Consider the following 17,885-nt stretch of genomic DNA (forward strand, 5'->3'; position numbering starts at 1 on the left):
AGATTTCGACCTGCTGCTCACAGGTGATGTCCAGAAAATACTAGCCGAACTCATACGAAATCCACAAGAAATACTGAGCCTGTTTTCGTTCGTAACGTTTAAGACTTGCTACGTGACGTTGCTCTCTAACCTTGTATTTACAGTAGTTTGACAATACACAGCCTTCTCATTCCACGCAACAGACTCACAACCAGATTCTTTGCTTTGAGAAGGGATCAAAAAGTTTAAAACTTTTTTAACCAATCTCTTGACCAGACCTAACATGTTGCGACTCAAAGCAATCCCGGAAGCCCTCGTCTGCGCAATTGACAAGACTCTCACCGCATATTTTTTTTTTGCCGTACCATATTGACCTTGTAAGAATCGATCAGCAAGAATCGCATCTTTAGTGAAATTCAAACAAGTGTTTGATATATATGGTTATTTTATATTAGGCAAAAATCCGGATACCAAATGATCCAATTCAGGGCTGAGAAGGCATATCATGAAAAAAGCCCGGCCAATCTGGTCCGGGCTTTTTGAAAGCAATACCTGCTGCTTATGCAGAAAGCGCTTTGATGCGCTTGGACAGGCGAGAGACTTTGCGAGATGCGGTGTTTTTATGGAACACACCCTTGGAAACAGCGCGCATCAGTTCAGACTGAGCAATACGCAGTGCTTCGCTGGCAGCAGCCTGATCGGCAGCGGCGATTGCTTCTTCTACCTTGCGCAGGCAACCACGTACACGAGTGCGGCGGGCCTTGTTGATGGCAGTTTTGCGGGCAATTTTACGGGTAGCCTTTTTGGCTGAAGTGGTATTGGCCATTGGAGCCTGTTCCTTTTCTTTGCCGCTGCATCGCAACAGCGCAATCTTCGATTGGGCCAGAAGGACGAGCAGTTACCTCACAAAGGACTTATCTATGAAGGGCCTTTGCTGGTCTCAAACAAAGTCGAATAGAATTCGACAACAAAAGGCGGCACATGGAGGCCGCCATCAGGCCGTGCTTATAGTGTAGTGCTTTATAACCGTCAACTGATTTATATTCCGATCAAAGCGACATTGTGCTCTGTTGAAATAACAAAAGGCGCGAGAAGCCTCCCGCGCCTTTGCAATTGTCTTTCAACGGAAATCCGTCAATGGAGTTACTTGTTCTTGAATTGTGGTTTGCGCTTGTCGACGAAAGCGGCCATGCCTTCGCTCTGATCTTCGGTTGCAAACATGGAATGGAACAGGCGACGCTCAAATTTCAGGCCTTCATTGAGCGTGGTCTCATAAGAGCGATTGACGCTTTCCTTGGTCATCATGACGATTGGCAGGGAGAAATCGGCAATCTTCTGCGCGGTTTTGACGGCTTCCTCCACCAGATCACCTGCTGGAACGATGCGTGATACCAAACCGCAGCGCTCGGCTTCCTCTGCATCCATCATGCGACCGGTCAGGCACATATCCATGGCTTTGGATTTGCCGACGAAACGGGTCAGGCGCTGGGAACCACCGGCACCTGGCATGACGCCGAGAGTGATTTCCGGCTGACCGAATTTTGCGTTGTCACCGGCAAGAATGAAATCACACATCATGGCCAGCTCGCAGCCACCTCCGAGTGCATAACCGGCAACAGCGGCGATGATGGGCTTGCGGTTTTGTGCAACACGATCCCAAGGCGTGATGAAATCACCCAGATAGGCATCCATATAGCTCATGGAGGACATTTCTTTGATATCGGCGCCTGCGGCGAAGGCTTTTTCAGATCCGGTAATGACAACAGCACCAATCTTCTCGTCTTTCTCATACCCGTCCAAAGCTTCTGATACTTCGGCAATCAGGTCCGAGCAAAGCGCATTCAGTGCTTTGGGGCGGTTAAGAGTGATCAGGCCAACGCCATTGCGGGTCTCTGTCAAAATATGTTCGTAAGCCATCAAGTCCTCCTGAAGTGGCAGCAAAGTGGCAATCATGCAAAATCCGGACGGCAAATCATAAGATCTGCCCAATTGGTTGGTTGATGCTATGGCTAGCGTGTTCAGCCAAAGGGTGCAAGTTCGCTTTCTGTCTCACATGGCGTGTCACGGATTAGAGCTCGGACTACCTCTGCAGTCCCTTCAATTGCTATCTTGTTTCAAAAAAGCTGCCCTACTTTGCCTCATGGGCCAGAAGCTTTCAACGACATATTACGTAAACTGTTGGTTCTTGGCTAAAGGACCAGTATAATGGATTATCACGTTGCGAGGGTATAGGGGGAGCAAGCGAGGCTTACAGATCTTGGGAAAGCATTGAGGGATCAATCTCACGGTGGTCCAGAACGCCATGCAGAAATTTGGCAAGATCATCGCTTACATAGCCGACATGGGGCGCTTCCGGGCCCTTGGCTTGCCAGCTTTCCTGAAAGACCGCTTTCGTATGACCGGGAACCATCAAAATTGTTTGCATTCCTAAATCATGGGGTACCTTGAGATTACGGGCCAGATCTTCAAACATGGCTGAATTTTTGGGATTCAAACCGGTCTCGGACAAGAGTTTTTCATACGGTGCCCGATTGGGTTTCGGATCCAGATCAGCCCAAACAATATCGAAGATGTCATCAATATGATCGGTAATACCAAGGCGCTCGGCCACGGCGAGGGCGTGCTTTTCGGTGCCATTGGTAAAGATATAGCGTTTACCGGGTAGGGCGCAGATAGCCCTTGCAAGGTCCGGGTCAGGCTTCACCCAAGTGTGATCGATATTATGGACATGTTCCAGAAAATCATCAGGATGAATGTCATGCTCGATCATCAAGCCGCGCAGGGTTGTGCCATGCTCCTTGTAATAGCCCTCTCTAAGAGTGGTTGCCTCATCCACCGGGATATCCAGAAGCCGCGCCACATAATCACTCATTTTTTCGTTCATCTGTTTGAACAGATTGGTAGAGGGAGGATAGAGCGTGTTGTCGAGATCAAAGATCCAGGTATCGATCCCGTCAAAAGCGGTAAAATCGTAGCCAGCAAAGCCGTTGGCGGACATGGGGGCTCCTTGCCAATTGCAAAAACGAGTCGAAATGAAAGCACACTATGGACGATCTGTACTGCCTTGGCCAGCGCAATGGTGAACGGATGAGAATGATCCATTCAGATCGCTGGCTCGATGGTCTAGACTGGTTGATAGGGGCATAAAAACAATGATTCGTTGAACCTTTTTGCGCATTACTGGTGAAAACGGGCGATCGAGGTGCAAGACAATGAGCGAGAATGCAAACAACACTGTTTCAGCTCACCCAATTGAGAGCGAGGGCGCGAACGGCTTGACAAATGGTGAGGTCAAATCTCTGCCATTGCAGCCGGATCCGGAGGATTTGAAGGTCAAGGGTTTCAGCCTTTCCTCAAAGCTCCTGTTGCTGACAATCCTGTTTGTCATGCTTAGCGAAGTGCTCATTTTCGTGCCATCCATTTCCAAATTCCGCGTGGATTGGCTCTCGAGGAAACTCGAACTGGCTGAAGTGGCTGCACTTGCCTATACGCAAGCCTCACCAGATATGATGAATGAGATGTTCGAGGAAACTCTCCTGGATCGACTCAAGGTTCAGACACTCGCGCTGCGCAAGGAAGGCCAGCGTCAATTGCTTGCGATGATTGACATGCCAGGTGTTATCCGGCGGGATGACGATATCGGTGCCATGACACCTGTCCAGTCGATATTTGCAGCATTCGATACCTTGATGTGGGGAGATGGCAGGACCATTCGTGTGATGGGAGAGTCCTCCTATACCAAGGGCGTGATTGAGTTGGTTTTCGACGAAACCCCCTTGCGTCAGGCAATGTTTCAGTTTGCCATCAATATCCTGGTATTGTCGCTGGTAATCTCGGTGATCACGGCCACACTTGTCTATCTCTCGCTGCGCGGCTTGCTCATTCGACCGATCCTCAGGATGTCTCGAAGCATGGTGCGCTTTTCGCACAATCCTGATGACGTCACTGCGGTGATCAAACCATCTGGTCGTCAGGATGAAATCGGTATGACCGAACAGCAGCTTGCTCGCATGGAAATGGCACTGGCCAGAACCTTGAGCAAGCAGAAGCGCCTTGCCGATCTTGGCCTTGCAGTCTCGAAAATCAATCATGATTTGCGCAACATCCTGGCGTCTGCGCAGCTTTTCTCTGATCGTCTGAGCATGTTGGAAGATCCGACCGTCCAGCGTGTCGTTCCAAAGATCATGGGGGCGTTGGATCGGGCAGTCGATTATTCGCGTGCCGTGATGTCATATGGAAAGGCGCAGGAAGAGCCACCGGAAAAGCGATTGCTCAATTTGCACAAAGTGGCTGATGAAGTCGCTGACTTTCTGGATCTGTCGGGTAAAAGCGAAATCGCCTTCTCGAATGCGGTTCCAGAAAATCTGGAAGTCTATGCGGATCCTGGTCAATTGTTCCGTATCATGCTGAATCTGTGCCGCAATTCCGTTCAGGTCATGAAAAACGAAGATGCAGATAGCGAAAGTGTTATTTCCCGACTGGAAATCTTTGCGGAGGAAACCGGCGACAAGACGGATATCGTGATTTCGGATACCGGACCCGGAGTGCCAGAGCAGGCGAAAGCATCGCTTTTCAAGGCGTTCCAGGGGTCGGTTCGCAAAGGTGGAACCGGTCTTGGTCTCGCAATTTCGGCAGAGCTGGTTCAGGCCCATGGCGGGAGTATCGCATTGCTGGAACGCTCTCCTGGTGCACATTTTCAAATCTGCCTGCCATCCCCTGATCAGGCGAGTTAAAATATCTTGATATAGAGACCATTACCATGACCAGAGAAGAATTTGATGCCTATTGCGCCAGCCTGACGGCAACGACCAATGTCATTCAATGGGGCAATGCATCCGTCTGGAAAGTCGGTGGCAAGATTTTCGCCATCTGCTCCAATTGGGGAGAGGATGTTGAGGATAAGGAAACAGGTAAGCTTGGCATCAAGATCAGCTTCAAGGTCTCGGATTTGGCGTTCGAAGTCCTGCCCGATCAGGAAGATATCATCCCGGCTCCCTATCTGGCGCGAGCCAAATGGGTACAGTTGGAGAGTATGGATGCCATGGACGATGAAGAGATCAAATCTCATATCGATGCGGCCCATGAAATCATTGGTCGTAAGCTGACCAAGAAGTTGCAAAAAGAGTTGGGCCTGTCTTGGGCCTAAAAGGTTTATAGTCAGAATAATTGCCTGACTATAAAAGCCCGACCAGAATTATTCCGACCGGGCTTTTCGTTTGTCTGAATTCCAGCTTATTTGCTGAGATCAATCCGATATTTGGCAAAGCCGTTTTCTGCCATGCCCATGGTTTCAAAGCCCATGCTGGTTGCCACATCCTTGGCAGATGGGCTGGATGTGAAGGAGACTTTTGCCTTGCCGCTCAATGGTGCAAAGCTCCAATTCTTATCGGCGGATGGGTTGATGGTCTTCTGATCGAAAATGTAATTGGCCAGAATGGTGCGGTTTTCATCCGGTGCTGAAATGATGATGTTGTCGCCTTTGAGCCCTGGGAAATTGCCGCCGCCACTGGCGCGATAATTATTGGTGGCAATGACGAATTCCTGTTTGGGATCAACTGGCTTGCCGTCAAACATCATGTCAACAATGCGGTGGCCGTCAGAAACCTTTTCACCTTTCTTGCTATAGCGAGCTGGCTTGGAGACATCAATCTTGTATGTGACACCATCAATCACATCAAAATTATAAGATGGAAAATCGGTGTTGATCAGAGCTTGCTCGCCATCCATTCCGGGCTTGATCTGGTTGAACTGCCCGGCGGACATTTCCAACCATTCACGCACTTCAGAGCCAGTCATTTTCACCACACGCAGGGTGTTTGGATAGATATAAAGATCAGCCACATTTTTAAGAGCTATCTCACCTGCTGGCACTACGGTGAAATAGTCCGGGCCACCGCGACCGCCAGCCTTGAACGGAGCTCCAGCTGAGAGCACTGGTAGTCCGTCATATTCCGAACCATTGACCAGCTTCTGAACATACCATTTCTGTGCATTCGTCACGATCTGAATGGATGGATCATCGGCCACCAGCGCAAAATAGCTATTGATCGGAGCTGTGGTCTTGCCAACGCCTTTGCGCATATAGGCGATGGTTTCCTCATGTTCGTGCTTGATGGCTTCATTGATGGCAGCATCGGCTTCCACCAGCGGAATGGTCTTGCGGCCATCGCGCTTGTAAATACCACGCACAGACCCGGTACCATCAGAAACTTTCCAATTTCCAGTCTCTCCAGAAAGCGTCAGATCAATCACACCCAGATGTGAGCCCCAAAAACCAGGCATGGTGGCAGGCACACCATTAAGGGTACCTTTCGCGACATCTGCACCCGGGAAGCCTTCATATTTCTTCGAAGGGAAGACTAGATGACCATGGCCAAACAGGATGGCATCAATGCCTTCAACCTTGGAAAGATAGGCGGAGGCGTTTTCTTCCATGCCTTTGCGCTCGGATGTGGAGACTGAGGAATGCGGAATGGCGACGATGATATCGGCACCTTTTTCCTTCATCTGCGGCACATATTTATTGGCACTGTCGATGATGTCTTCAACACGCAGTTTGCCTTCCAGATTGGCCTTGTCCCATTGCATGATCTGCGGAGGGGTGAAGCCGATCACGCCAACCTTGACCATATGTTTGGAGCCATCTTCGGCTATAACGTCCTTGTTGATGATGATGTAAGGATCGTAAAGCGGCTTGTCGTTGGAAGGGTCTTTATCACCATCCAGCACATAGACATTGGACAGCACATAAGGGAAATTTGCGCCCTTGATGGATTTTTTGAGGAAATCCAGACCGTAATTGAATTCATGATTGCCGATATTGGCAGCATCATAATTCAGCATATTCATGGCTTTGTAGACCGGATGAACCTCACCATCCTTCAGGCCTTTTTCCTTGGCGATGTAATCGCCCAACGGATTGCCCTGAATAAGATCACCATTGTCAAACAGCATGGAATTCTTGGCCTCAGACCGGGCAGTTTTTAAAAGGCTGGAGACCTTGGCAAGGCCAACTTTATCGGACTGTTTGTCGCGATAATAATCATAGTCGGCCAGATGCACATGAATGTCTGTGGTCTCAAGCAGGCGCAGTTTGACCTCGGCAGCTATGGCGGAGCCAGAAACCATCGAAGTTGCAGCCATCGTGCTGCTCATCAGACCAGCGCAAAAAAAGGATTTCAAAATATTCATCAATATCTCCCCGAAAAAATATCTTTGAATAGAGGTGGAATTAGAAGCAGGTGGATTCATTTGATCGAGAAATGCGAACAGAACGGCACGCATGATCAAATGATTGAGAACATTAGATCCCAGCCAAATGACGGGAGCAAGACATTTGAACCTTGGCAAAGCTGCATCTTTTGGGGTGTGTCGAAAAGTGTAGAAATATCAATCTTTGTGAAAATGGCTTTGCACAGGCATGAGCGTAAAAGCTTGTCCTGATGGCATTTCTATGGCTGTCTGTGCAGCGGAAATTTCCGGCTTTTTACGTATGTAAGGCCCTGATTCGCCAAACAACGCTCGCAATGCGGGCCAATAAGGATAAAAAGAGATGAGCCAGCGCCAACCAATCCGCATCATTGATCGCAAGACGGGAGATGAATTTGAAGAAGTGGTGTTGGGTGAAAAATGGATCCGCTGGGCCTATCAGGATGCCAGTTCATCCTTGATCGAAAAGATGCTGTTTCGCTCACCCTTGATCAGCAAGTTGATGGGGGCTTATTACGATTCTGCGCTTTCCAGGAGCAAGATCGATCCAACCATCAAGGAACTTGGCATTGATGAGAGCGAATTTGCCGATTCCAAGGACAGCTACAAGAGCTTCAATGAATTTTTCATCCGGCATCTGAAGCCGGAAGCGCGCCCATATCGTACCGATCCCAATCTGATTCTCAGTCCTGCCGATGGTCGGGTGCTGGTCTTCCCGGAATTGGATGGCAACGACTTTGCCCCGGTCAAGGGCTATCCGTTTTCAATAGAGAAGATGTTGCCTGGCATTCATGAGCGCTTTGTCGGTGGCGCATTGGCAATCGTGCGTCTCTGCCCGGCTGACTATCACCGTTATCACTTTCCCTGCGATGGCATGATCACGCAAAGTCGGGATATCGAAGGCGCGTTGCACTCGGTCAATCCGATTGCCTTGGGAGCAGGGCCTGATGTTTTTGGTGAGAATAAACGCACCTATACCCTGATCGAGACCGAGAAAGCTGGCACCCTTGCTTATGTTGAAGTAGGGGCTTTCGGGGTTGGCGCAATCGTCAACACCAAGACATCCGGCCCGGTCAAGGCGATGGATGAAAAAGGTTATTTCAAATTTGGTGGCTCCACCACGGTTCTCGTCTTTGAACCGGGCAAAATCCAGTTTTCTGGTGATCTCATCGTCAACAGTGCCGAGGGCAAGGAAACCCTGATCAAGGTCGGGGAGGAACTTGCCCGAATTGTCTGAACTCTTCATAAAGGGCAAGTCTCATGCAGCAAGATCATCTGGTCCTTGATCATATCGCCGTGGTCGCAACGTCGTTGGAGGCTGGTCTCAAACATGTTGAAGATCAGCTGGGCATCACCGTGCCTCCGGGCGGTCAGCATCCAAAAATGGGTACCCATAATCGACTGATGAGTTTGGGCGGCAATGAATATATGGAAGTCATAGCCATCGATCCTGATGCGCCTAAGCCTGACCACCCCAGATGGTTCGGGTTTGACTTTCCCTTGAAGGGTGATGCTTCCTTGGCAACCTGGATTGTCGGAACCAGTGATATCCAGCAAACCCTCAGTGATGCTCCGGCTCAGATGGGCAAAGCCATCGACATGGCACGTGGCGATCTGCATTGGCAATTCTCGACCTCTGATGATGGTCGCTTGCCGTTTGATGGCACTTGCCCAACCCTGATTGAATGGCCAGAGGGGCCGCATCCATCAGGCAACATGATCGATCTTGGCTGTCGCTTGCTCAAACTCACTATCTCTCACCCAAACATGGATGAGATCGAAGCCTTTCTGAAACCACGCTTTACGGATCAAAGGGTCGTTCTGAGGCACTCAGATGAGATTGGTTTGGAAGCGGAAATTCAAACCGCGGCAGGTGTTAAATTGCTCAGATAGATCATTGCCATTTTCGCTGATTGATAACTGCTTCAATCTCGTTGAAAATCTGGTCGACATCTGTTGCTGGCGGAGTGGTTTGTAGTAAGTGTTCTGCTGCTATTATGCTGATAATATTCGGAAATTTAACATTTCCGTTAAAGTTATAATGTGTGAGGATACTGCCATTTATGCACTGATATATAGCTGATCTATCGATGTTCCCAACGTCAACAAAAGTTAGGTTGGGATGGTTTTCGATCCTGCAGCCCGGCACATTTCCTGAAATATTGAAATGGATATTGGGGTAGGTTTTTTTTGAAAAAAGCCCATAAGGAAACAGCTTTATTCCCTTATCTCTAATCTTGAATGACTTCCATAGTAGAGTGGTGATAGAGCAATTGGTACGGGACAGCGGAATACTGTCACAGTCCCATATAATGTCTGGGTTTTTGTTCCAGCGTTGGAAATTCCGAGCTGCCTCCCTGTCTATTCTTTTGTTCTTTTCCTGGCTAAATTCTTGTTCGTTCAACGCTGTACGCACAATATCGACAGCATATGCAGGTGCTGCCGCGATCAGAAATAAAAATATGTATGTGGTGAGCCGCATGGAATGATGATCCTGGATCGTTAAAGCATCTCCTCGACGCATCGAATAAGCCGGGCCAAGTCTTCGTCGCGAGACAAGCGATGATCGCCGTCTTTGACGAGGGTGAGCCGCACGTCATCGCGGGCGAGGCGAGAAACAAGATCAACGGCCATTTGCCATGGCACGGCGTCATCCAGAACCCCTTGCAGGATATGAACCGGGCAGCCGGTCTCTATCATGGCGTCACCAAACAGATGCTGTTTGCCGTCTTCAATCAGATCAAGGGTGATCTGATAAGGTTCGCCATAGTCACTTGGCTGCTCATAAACGCCGGTCGCTTTCATGCCTGCGCGGATCTCGTCGTCAAATTTGTCCCACATCAGATCCTTGGTCATATCGATTGCAGGTGCAATCAGGATGAGGCCTTTGATGCGGCTATTCTCGACGCCAATGGCCTTGATATGCGCAACGGTTAGCAGCAGCGCCAGCCAGCCGCCCATGGAAGAGCCGATGATAATTTGCTCGCCTTCCGTTCTGTTGAAAATGGCAAGGCTTTCTTCGAGCCATTTGGAAATGGTGCCGTCGGTAAAGGCACCACCCGAAATACCATGACCGGAATAGTCGTAGCGCATGCAGCCATGGCCGGTTTTCTCAGCCCATTCATCAAGCACCAGAACCTTGGAACCTTCCATGTCGGATTTATAGCCGCCCATCCAAAAGACGCCACATGCGCTGTCTTTTCCGGGGCGGTGATTGAACTTGATTTCCCGTCCGCCCACGTTAAGCATTTGCATCTGAATGGCAGTCATTGCTATGTCTCCGTCAAATATTCCTTCGCGCCTCCATTGAGTCGCGCCTTTGCCTCAAGGCTGTAGCATGAAAAACGCCCCGACCATATTGCAAGTTATTCCTTGGCTCGATTCCGGCGGCGTTGAACGTGGAACAGTGGATATCGCCAAGGCCATTATCGATGCCGGGGGCAAGGCATTGGTGGCGTCCGAGCGCGGCCGTTTGAGCGCGGATCTTGAAGAGATGGGCGGCGTTCAATTGGAGTTTGAAGGCAGAACCAAAAATCCCTTCAAGATCCTTCATAGCCATGCCAAACAGATCGAGAAAATGATCAAGGAGCAGGGCGTGGATCTGGTGCATGCTCGCTCACGAGCACCGGCTTGGTCGGCTTATCTTGCAGCCAGAAGAGCTGGGGTACCTTTTGTTACCACCTATCACGGGGCCTACAGTCAAAAGGGCCGCTTCAAGGCCTTCTATAATTCGGTCATGGCCAAGGGTGATGTGGTGATTGCCAATTCTGGCTATACCCGCGATCTGGTAGCAGGGCGTAATCCAGATGCCAAAGATCGCCTTACCGTCATTTATCGTGGTGTTGATCTGGAAAAATTTGATCCTGCTGTGATCTCGAAGGAGCGCATACAAGCATTGCGTAGCAAGTGGGGGTTGGCTGAGCGTCCTGTTCTACTGCTTCCCTCTCGCCTGACGCGCTGGAAAGGGCAAGCTTTCATTCTGCCGGTTTTGGGCGTGCTGAAGAAACAAGGGCTTTCCTTTCAGGTGGCTTTGATCGGGGATGATCAGGGACGGCAAAGTTACGTCGAAGAACTGGATGCGTTGACTCTGGCGCATGGTTTGCAGGACATGGTCAAACGCGTAGGTCATTGTGCAGATATGCCTGCGGCTTATGCTCTGGCGGATGTGACCATCGTGCCTTCGCAGGATGCAGAGACATTTGGCCGCTCTGCGGCAGAAAGCCTTGCCATGCAAACGCCTGTTCTGGTCGGTGATTTGGGTGCGCAGCCCGAGGTCGTAGCTGCCCCAGAAGGGTTTGAAGGTGATAGCTGGCTAGGGCAAAGTTTAACTCATGGCGATGAAAAAGCATGGCAAGACGCCTTAGTCAAATCACTGACCTCAAAAGCTGATAAGACCAGTGAACAGGCGATTAAGGCACGTGACCATGTTGCAAAGACCTTTTCACTGCAATCCATGGGACAGCAAACTATGGCCGTTTATGATCAATTGATCGGTTCGACGCTGGTCGCTAAGGAATAACCCGCAATTTCATCGAGACTTTATGCCCAATTGTTGACAGTGCAAGGAAATCTCAAGGCTTGCGTCCTATCAAGGCGCGAGAAAGACTTGCAAGCTGGCCTCCCGTAAGGCATATGTTATGCAGCGAACCGATTTCGACAATTATTTAGGAGACTACGACCATTCGCCGTCCGTATCGAGCGCAGCCAACCCGGGAAACGGGACCGCGCACAAATAACCAAATCCGTGTAGACGAAGTTCAGCTCATCGATGATAAGGGTGATAACCATGGGGCCGTGCCGACACGTCAGGCACTGGACATGGCTTCAGAGGCGGGTCTGGATCTCGTAGAGATTTCCCCAAATGCCAAGCCACCGGTCTGTAAGATCATGGATTATGGCCGGTACAAATATCAGGCTCAGAAGAAAGCGGCCGAAGCGCGCAAGAAGCAGAAGGTTGTTGATGTCAAGGAAGTGAAAATGCGTCCGAACATCGATACCCATGACTATGAAGTCAAGCTGCGCAATGCCAATCGTTTTCTGGATGCTGGCGACAAGGTCAAGTTCACCCTGCGTTTCCGTGGTCGTGAAATGGCCCACCAGAATTTGGGCATGGAGCTTCTGAGAAGGGTCAAGGCCGAGTTGGCAGAGCGCACCAAGGTGGAGCTGGAGCCAAAGCTGGAAGGCCGCCAGATGATCATGATTCTGGCACCAAAAGCCACCTGATCGATCTCTGCTAATCCTTCTATTTGCAGATAGGCAATGAAAACCCGGAAAAACTTCCGGGTTTTTGTATTTTCGGGGCTAGATTCGTACTGACGCCTCTTGATTCATTTTCCCTGCATGGCTATAACCCGCCAGTCTCGGCTCATCCGGCTTATTCTCCTTTTTTGGGTTTAGGGCTGCCGTGGTGAGTCAGAATGCTCAATCCGAGACTTGTTTTTCCTCTGTTTGCCAGAGGAAGAGAAAGGTTTCGAGCACAAGATCAACAATCCTATTGGATTCAGGAGAGCAAAATGCCCAAGCTGAAGACAAAGTCCGGCGCGAAGAAGCGCTTCAAGGTGACCGGTTCTGGTAAAATCCGTGCAGGTCAAGCTGGCAAGCGCCATGGTATGATCAAACGTACCACCAAATTCATCCGTACTGCTCGTGGCACCACCATTCTCAAAGATCAGGATGCCAAAGTCGTCAAACAGTTCTTGCCTTACGCATAAGAACCTGACGCATTCTTTCTAGGAGTTTTCAGATATGTCACGTGTAAAACGCGGTGTAACGGCTCACGCCCGTCACAAAAAAGTCCTCAAGGCTGCCAAAGGTTACTATGGCCGTCGTAAAAGCACCATTCGCGTAGCGAAACAGGCGGTTGAAAAAGCCGGTCAGTACGCTTATCGCGACCGTAAGACCAAGAAGCGCAATTTCCGCTCACTGTGGATCCAGCGTATCAACGCTGCTGTGCGCGAACAGGGCCTGACCTATGGTCGCTTCATCGATGGCCTGAACAAGGCTGGCATCGAAATCGATCGTAAAGTTCTGTCCGATATGGCAATCCATCAGCCAGAAGCATTTGGTGCTCTGGTTGAAAAGGCCAAATCTGCCGCAGCTTAATGACTCGATGCTAAAGCATCTTTGATACCCAAGAACCCGCATCGATCCGTTGATGCGGGTTTTTCTTTGTCTTTTGAGCATGGATGACCTGCTTTGCAGCAAAAGAAGCTGGAATGTAGCGGTCAATCTGCTAAAAACGCAAACAAATCGATCCTGATCGCCGGCTTCGTTCGGCGCAAAAGTCCATATCGGAATTTGTTATGTCGGAACTTAATAGTCTGGAACAGGAGATCCTGTCCAATATCGCAGGAGCAATCAACGAAGCCACTTTGGAAGAAGTGCGCGTTGCCGCTCTGGGCAAAAAGGGCAAGATCTCGGAAATGATGAAAACTCTGGGTAAGATGACCCCGGAGGAGCGTAAGGAAATGGGCCCGGCCCTCAACGGCCTGAAAGGGCGCGTTGGCGATGCAATTTCTGCTCGCAAGGATGTGCTGAAGGAAGAGGCACTGAATGCCCGCCTGCTGAGCGAGACGGTTGATGTCACGCTGCCGACCCGCCAGGGCAGCACTTTCGAAGGTCGTGTGCATCCAATCGCTCAGGTCACCGAAGAGCTGACCGCTATTTTTGCCGATATGGGATTTGCGGTTGCTGAAGGTCCGGACATCGAGACTGATTTCTATAATTTTACTGCGCTGAACTTCCCGCCGGATCATCCGGCTCGTCTGGAGCACGACACCTTCTTCCTGCCAGAAAAGGAAGATGGCTCCCAGATGGTTCTGCGTACCCATACCTCCCCTGTTCAGATTCGCACCATGACCAGTCAGGAACCTCCGATCCGCGTGATCTGCCCTGGCCGAACCTATCGTTGCGATTCGGATCAGACCCACACCCCGATGTTCCATCAGGTTGAAGGTCTGGTGATCGAAGAAGGCGCTCATATGGGTCATCTGAAATGGGTTCTGGAAGAATTCTGCAAGGCATTCTTCGAGGTCGATAATATCAAGATGCGTTTCCGCGCGTCTCACTTCCCGTTCACCGAGCCATCCATGGAAGTGGATATCGGCTGTCAGCGCGTTGGCAACGAGCTGCGCATCGGTGAAGGTGATGACTGGCTGGAAATTCTGGGTTGCGGCATGGTGCATCCGAATGTGCTGCGCAATTGCGATCTGGATCCGGACAAATATACCGGCTTTGCCTGGGGCATGGGTATCGATCGTCTGGCAATGCTGAAATATGGCATGCCTGATCTGCGCGCCTTCTTCAATGGCGACAAACGCTGGCTCGATCATTATGGCTTTGCACCGCTCGATATTCCTGGCCTTGTTGGAGGGCTGTCCTCATGAAATTCACATTATCCTGGCTGAAGGACTATCTCGAGACTGACGCAAGCCTTGAGGAAATCCTCGAAAAACTGACCATCATTGGCCTCGAAGTGGAAGAAGTCATCGATCAGGCTGCGATCCTGAAAGACTTCACAGTTGCTTATGTCGAAGAAGCAGAGCAGCATCCCGATGCTGATCGTCTGCGCGTCTGTAAGGTCAATACCGGCAAGGAAGTGCTGCAGATCGTCTGTGGCGCGCCCAATGCCCGTGCTGGTATCAAGGTTGTTCTGGCCGAGAATGGCGCTGTCATTCCGACCAACGGCATGAAGCTGAAGCCAACCAAGATCCGTGGTGTCGAATCCAACGGTATGATGTGTTCCGAACGCGAAATGGGCCTCTCGGAAGAGCATGATGGCATTATTGAGCTGCCAGAAAATGCTCCAATAGGTGAGCCTTTTGCACCAATTCTGGGGCTTGATGATCCGGTCATCGACATTGCCATCACCCCAAACCGTGGTGACGCGCTTGGCGTTTATGGTGTTGCCCGCGATCTGGCCGGTGCTGGTCTTGGCACTCTGAGGGAAAAAACACCAGCGGAAATCAAAGGCACCTTTGAAAGTCCGGTTGGCATTGAACTGAAATTCGAAGATGGCGATAACAGCCCATGTCCGATTTTCACCGGCATCTATGTCAAAGGTGTCAAGAACGGCCCAAGCCCGGATTGGATGCAGGCACGCCTGCGTGCCATCGGTCTGCGCCCGATCAATGCACTGGTCGATATCACCAACTATATCTCCTATGATCGAGGTCGCCCGCTGCATGTTTATGATGCTGACAAGCTGACCGGTAACATCCATGCTCGTTTGGGCCGTGAAGGTGAAAAGCTTACCGCACTGGATGGCAAGGAATATGATGTTCCGACCGATGTTTGCGTCATCGCTGATGACAGCGGCGCAATCGGCTTTGGTGGCATCATGGGTGGCGAGAGCACTGGCTCATCTGATGTCACCACAAACGTGCTGATCGAATGCGCATGGTTCGATCCGATCCGTATCGCCAAATCTGGCCGTACCGTCGGCATTCAGTCCGATGCGCGCTATCGTTTCGAGCGCACTGTTGATCCTGCTTTCGTGATTCCGGGCCAATATGCAGCCGCGCAAATGGTGATGGATCTGTGTGGTGGTGAGCCATCCAATATCGTCATTGCTGGTGAAGCACCGGTCAAGGACAAGATCATCGACTTCCCTATGGGGGAAGTGAAGCGTCTTGCTGGTCTTGAGACGTCTGATATCGAAATCAAAACCGTGCTCAAGCGCCTTGGCTTCTGGGTGTCTGGCAATGGTGAAGATGTCAAGGTCGCTGTTCCAACCTTCCGTCCGGATATCCATGGCAAAGCTGATATCGTGGAAGAAGTCGTGCGCGTCATTGGCGTTGATCAGGTCAAACCTATTGCCCTGCCGCGTCTCAATGCTGTGACCAAACCACCGCTGACGGCTCGTCAGGTTCGTATCCGCAATGCTCGCCGCAACCTTGCTGCCCGTGGCATGGTGGAAGCCGTAACCTGGTCCTTCACTGAAGCCAAATATGCCAAAATGTTTGGTGGTGGCAAGCCAGAACTGACCCTGATCAACCCGATCTCGTCAGATCTGTCCGATATGCGCCCAAGCCTCTTGCCAGGCCTGATGCAAGCAGCACAGCGCAATGTGGATCGTGGGTTCAACGATCTGGCATTGTTTGAAGTTGGTCAGATCTTCCTTGGTGATAAGCCGGAAGAGCAGTTCACGCATGCCACCGGTCTGCGCCGTGGTGCTGCCAAGATTGCAGGTTTCGGCCGCCACTGGCGTGATGCTTCCGGTTCTGTCGATGTCTTCGACGTACGCGCCGATGCGTTGGCCGTACTAGAGTCTATGGGTATGGACAGCTCCAAACTGCAGATCGTCTCCGGCGGTCCTGACTGGTATCATCCAGGTCGTTCCGGCAAGATCCAGCTTGGTCCGAAAAATGTGATTGGTACTTTTGGTGAACTGCATCCGAAAATTCTGGATCAGCTCAAGGTCGACGGTCCGATTTGTGCATTTGAGATCACCATCGAGAATGTCCCGACTCCGAAGAAAAAGGCTACCAAGTCCAAGCCTGCTTTGGTTCTCTCGGATTTGCAGCCTCTGCGTCGTGACTTTGCTTTTGTGGTGGATACCGATGTGAGCGCAGCAACCATTCTGCGTGCCGCAAACGGTGCGGACAAGAAGCTGATTGCTGGTGTCAATCTGTTCGACCTCTATGAGGGCGAGCATATGGCAGAAGGCAAGAAGTCTGTTGCTTTTGAAGTGACCCTTCAGCCGAAAGACAAAACACTGACCGATGAGGAAATCGAAGCGATTTCCAATAAAATCGTAGCAGCAGTGACCAAGTCTACGGGTGGTGAGTTGCGCGGCTAATGGCTGGTCTCATCATTCGATCAATCAAGAAGAGCACGGCCCTTACGGGCTGTGCTCTTTTACATTCTACAAGGCAGAAGAGAAAGTTTTCTCCAGGCCTGAAATCAAGTCGGCGCCGTCTGGCAATTCTCCTGCGAAAGTTCGTTCATGCGGACCAGATTGCAGAAAATGTCGATGAACGCATTTAAGGCTTCTTAAGATCGGACGAATCTCGCACACTCAATTGAATTTGATCGAAGGAGTGCCTCATGGAATCTCCAAATTTGGTGGCAAAGAGTTCAAGCGATAAATTGAAGGAAGAAGAGCGTCGCTTTCTGCTGACACGTTTTGTCATGGAAGATCCGGATTTGGTGGAAATTCTGCAGACTTTGCGAGAATTGGATCTGCCTGATTGGTGGTTGGTTTCAGGAGCCATCTATCAGACCGTGTGGAACTGCCTGACCGGCAAATCCCAAGGTCACGGCATCAAGGATTTCGATATTGCCTACTTTGATCCAGCTGAGAATTCCTACGACGCAGAAGATCTGATCATCAAGCAGGTGAATGCCGCTATACCAGATCTCGCCGATCGCTTGGAAGTGCGCAATCAGGCGAGAGTGCATCTTTGGTATCCGGAAAAGTTCGGCCATGCCTATCCGCAGCTAAAATCCAGTGCCGATAGCCTCAATTATTATATGTGTACCACCCACGCGGTTGCGGTGAGATTGGAAGAGGATGATAGCCTCTCCATTGCTGCGCCATTTGGATTGGAAGATATATTTGCGCTCACCATCCGTCCCTGTCATTCCCTGCCAAGCAATGTCAAACATTATGGTGAAAAAGCCAAACGCATGATGCGCCTATGGCCCGAATTGAAGGTACTAGATTGGCAAACAGAACAGCCAATACGCTTATAGAA

The 17,885-nt window shown here is 50.4% G+C and carries 17 protein-coding genes; 11 read left to right on the top strand and 6 right to left on the bottom strand.

Annotated features, from left to right (window positions below; genetic code table 11):
* Nucleotides 1-538 precede the first annotated feature (538 nt).
* The 3 genes from rpsT to CRO57_RS15570 all read right to left on the bottom strand — a co-directional run bounded on the left by rpsT (nucleotide 539) and on the right by CRO57_RS15570 (nucleotide 2,977).
* Nucleotides 539-805: a 30S ribosomal protein S20 gene (gene rpsT, locus CRO57_RS15560; protein ID WP_097154379.1), complete on the bottom strand. Its 267-nt coding sequence runs from the start codon at nucleotides 803-805 to the stop codon at nucleotides 539-541.
* 317 nt (nucleotides 806-1,122) lie between these two features.
* Nucleotides 1,123-1,896, bottom strand: coding sequence for an enoyl-CoA hydratase (locus tag CRO57_RS15565; RefSeq protein WP_097154502.1), 774 nt, complete (start codon nucleotides 1,894-1,896; stop codon nucleotides 1,123-1,125).
* Between the two features lie 331 nt (nucleotides 1,897-2,227).
* Entirely contained in the window at nucleotides 2,228-2,977 is a 750-nt protein-coding gene (locus tag CRO57_RS15570) for a pyrimidine 5'-nucleotidase (protein ID WP_097154380.1), read from the bottom strand.
* A 214-nt stretch (nucleotides 2,978-3,191) separates the two neighbouring features.
* Here CRO57_RS15570 and CRO57_RS15575 point away from each other — a divergent pair, with 214 nt between their 5' ends.
* Nucleotides 3,192-4,712 carry an ATP-binding protein gene (locus tag CRO57_RS15575; RefSeq protein WP_097154381.1) on the top strand — a complete coding sequence of 507 codons (1,521 nt, stop codon included), beginning with the start codon at nucleotides 3,192-3,194 and terminating at the stop codon, nucleotides 4,710-4,712.
* Nucleotides 4,713-4,738: 26 nt separating this feature from the next.
* Nucleotides 4,739-5,125 carry an MmcQ/YjbR family DNA-binding protein gene (locus CRO57_RS15580; protein ID WP_097154382.1) on the top strand — a complete coding sequence of 129 codons (387 nt, stop codon included), beginning with the start codon at nucleotides 4,739-4,741 and terminating at the stop codon, nucleotides 5,123-5,125.
* A gap of 86 nt (nucleotides 5,126-5,211) precedes the next feature.
* Here the strand turns inward: CRO57_RS15580 and CRO57_RS15585 are convergent, their stop codons facing one another.
* Entirely contained in the window at nucleotides 5,212-7,170 is a 1,959-nt protein-coding gene (locus tag CRO57_RS15585; protein ID WP_097154383.1) for a bifunctional 2',3'-cyclic-nucleotide 2'-phosphodiesterase/3'-nucleotidase, read from the bottom strand.
* A gap of 361 nt (nucleotides 7,171-7,531) precedes the next feature.
* Between CRO57_RS15585 and asd the strand changes: the two genes are divergently transcribed.
* Nucleotides 7,532-8,425 (top strand): archaetidylserine decarboxylase, encoded by an 894-nt coding sequence (gene asd, locus CRO57_RS15590; protein ID WP_097154384.1) that lies wholly within the window; start codon nucleotides 7,532-7,534, stop codon nucleotides 8,423-8,425.
* Between the two features lie 23 nt (nucleotides 8,426-8,448).
* Entirely contained in the window at nucleotides 8,449-9,081 is a 633-nt protein-coding gene (locus tag CRO57_RS15595) for a VOC family protein (protein WP_097154385.1), read from the top strand.
* Nucleotide 9,082: 1 nt separating this feature from the next.
* Here the strand turns inward: CRO57_RS15595 and CRO57_RS15600 are convergent, their stop codons facing one another.
* A complete protein-coding gene (locus tag CRO57_RS15600) occupies nucleotides 9,083-9,670 on the bottom strand; it encodes a hypothetical protein (RefSeq protein WP_097154386.1) in 588 nt (195 codons plus the stop codon).
* 20 nt (nucleotides 9,671-9,690) lie between these two features.
* Entirely contained in the window at nucleotides 9,691-10,458 is a 768-nt protein-coding gene (locus tag CRO57_RS15605; RefSeq protein WP_097154387.1) for an alpha/beta hydrolase, read from the bottom strand.
* A 67-nt stretch (nucleotides 10,459-10,525) separates the two neighbouring features.
* On the opposite strand from CRO57_RS15605, the gene CRO57_RS15610 reads away from it, so the two are divergent.
* The 7 genes from CRO57_RS15610 to CRO57_RS15645 all read left to right on the top strand — a co-directional run bounded on the left by CRO57_RS15610 (nucleotide 10,526) and on the right by CRO57_RS15645 (nucleotide 17,883).
* Complete coding sequence (locus CRO57_RS15610; RefSeq protein ID WP_097154388.1) at nucleotides 10,526-11,707, top strand: glycosyltransferase family 4 protein; 1,182 nt, start codon at nucleotides 10,526-10,528, stop codon at nucleotides 11,705-11,707.
* A 161-nt stretch (nucleotides 11,708-11,868) separates the two neighbouring features.
* A complete protein-coding gene (infC, locus tag CRO57_RS15615) occupies nucleotides 11,869-12,411 on the top strand; it encodes a translation initiation factor IF-3 (protein WP_097154389.1) in 543 nt (180 codons plus the stop codon).
* A gap of 290 nt (nucleotides 12,412-12,701) precedes the next feature.
* Nucleotides 12,702-12,899 (top strand): 50S ribosomal protein L35, encoded by a 198-nt coding sequence (gene rpmI, locus CRO57_RS15620; RefSeq protein ID WP_097154390.1) that lies wholly within the window; start codon nucleotides 12,702-12,704, stop codon nucleotides 12,897-12,899.
* 34 nt (nucleotides 12,900-12,933) lie between these two features.
* Nucleotides 12,934-13,290 carry a 50S ribosomal protein L20 gene (gene rplT, locus CRO57_RS15625; RefSeq protein WP_097154391.1) on the top strand — a complete coding sequence of 119 codons (357 nt, stop codon included), beginning with the start codon at nucleotides 12,934-12,936 and terminating at the stop codon, nucleotides 13,288-13,290.
* Nucleotides 13,291-13,490: 200 nt separating this feature from the next.
* A complete protein-coding gene (pheS, locus tag CRO57_RS15630; protein WP_097154392.1) occupies nucleotides 13,491-14,573 on the top strand; it encodes a phenylalanine--tRNA ligase subunit alpha in 1,083 nt (360 codons plus the stop codon).
* Nucleotides 14,570-16,987 (top strand): phenylalanine--tRNA ligase subunit beta, encoded by a 2,418-nt coding sequence (gene pheT / locus CRO57_RS15635; protein WP_097154393.1) that lies wholly within the window; start codon nucleotides 14,570-14,572, stop codon nucleotides 16,985-16,987. Before pheS ends, pheT begins: the two co-directional genes overlap by 4 nt.
* A 248-nt stretch (nucleotides 16,988-17,235) precedes the next feature.
* Entirely contained in the window at nucleotides 17,236-17,883 is a 648-nt protein-coding gene (locus tag CRO57_RS15645) for a nucleotidyltransferase family protein (RefSeq protein ID WP_097154395.1), read from the top strand.
* Nucleotides 17,884-17,885 lie beyond the last annotated feature (2 nt).

Source organism: Cohaesibacter gelatinilyticus (assembly GCF_900215605.1).
Lineage (GTDB): Bacteria > Pseudomonadota > Alphaproteobacteria > Rhizobiales > Cohaesibacteraceae > Cohaesibacter > Cohaesibacter gelatinilyticus.

Coding starts and splice junctions, on each gene's coding strand:
- rpsT (WP_097154379.1), bottom strand. CDS start 805: ATGGCCAATACCACTTCAGCCAAAAAGGCTACCCGTAAAATTGCCCGC.
- CRO57_RS15565 (WP_097154502.1), bottom strand. CDS start 1,896: ATGGCTTACGAACATATTTTGACAGAGACCCGCAATGGCGTTGGCCTG.
- CRO57_RS15570 (WP_097154380.1), bottom strand. CDS start 2,977: ATGTCCGCCAACGGCTTTGCTGGCTACGATTTTACCGCTTTTGACGGG.
- CRO57_RS15575 (WP_097154381.1), top strand. CDS start 3,192: ATGAGCGAGAATGCAAACAACACTGTTTCAGCTCACCCAATTGAGAGC.
- CRO57_RS15580 (WP_097154382.1), top strand. CDS start 4,739: ATGACCAGAGAAGAATTTGATGCCTATTGCGCCAGCCTGACGGCAACG.
- CRO57_RS15585 (WP_097154383.1), bottom strand. CDS start 7,170: ATGAATATTTTGAAATCCTTTTTTTGCGCTGGTCTGATGAGCAGCACG.
- asd (WP_097154384.1), top strand. CDS start 7,532: ATGAGCCAGCGCCAACCAATCCGCATCATTGATCGCAAGACGGGAGAT.
- CRO57_RS15595 (WP_097154385.1), top strand. CDS start 8,449: ATGCAGCAAGATCATCTGGTCCTTGATCATATCGCCGTGGTCGCAACG.
- CRO57_RS15600 (WP_097154386.1), bottom strand. CDS start 9,670: ATGCGGCTCACCACATACATATTTTTATTTCTGATCGCGGCAGCACCT.
- CRO57_RS15605 (WP_097154387.1), bottom strand. CDS start 10,458: ATGACTGCCATTCAGATGCAAATGCTTAACGTGGGCGGACGGGAAATC.
- CRO57_RS15610 (WP_097154388.1), top strand. CDS start 10,526: ATGAAAAACGCCCCGACCATATTGCAAGTTATTCCTTGGCTCGATTCC.
- rpmI (WP_097154390.1), top strand. CDS start 12,702: ATGCCCAAGCTGAAGACAAAGTCCGGCGCGAAGAAGCGCTTCAAGGTG.
- rplT (WP_097154391.1), top strand. CDS start 12,934: ATGTCACGTGTAAAACGCGGTGTAACGGCTCACGCCCGTCACAAAAAA.
- pheS (WP_097154392.1), top strand. CDS start 13,491: ATGTCGGAACTTAATAGTCTGGAACAGGAGATCCTGTCCAATATCGCA.
- pheT (WP_097154393.1), top strand. CDS start 14,570: ATGAAATTCACATTATCCTGGCTGAAGGACTATCTCGAGACTGACGCA.
- CRO57_RS15645 (WP_097154395.1), top strand. CDS start 17,236: ATGGAATCTCCAAATTTGGTGGCAAAGAGTTCAAGCGATAAATTGAAG.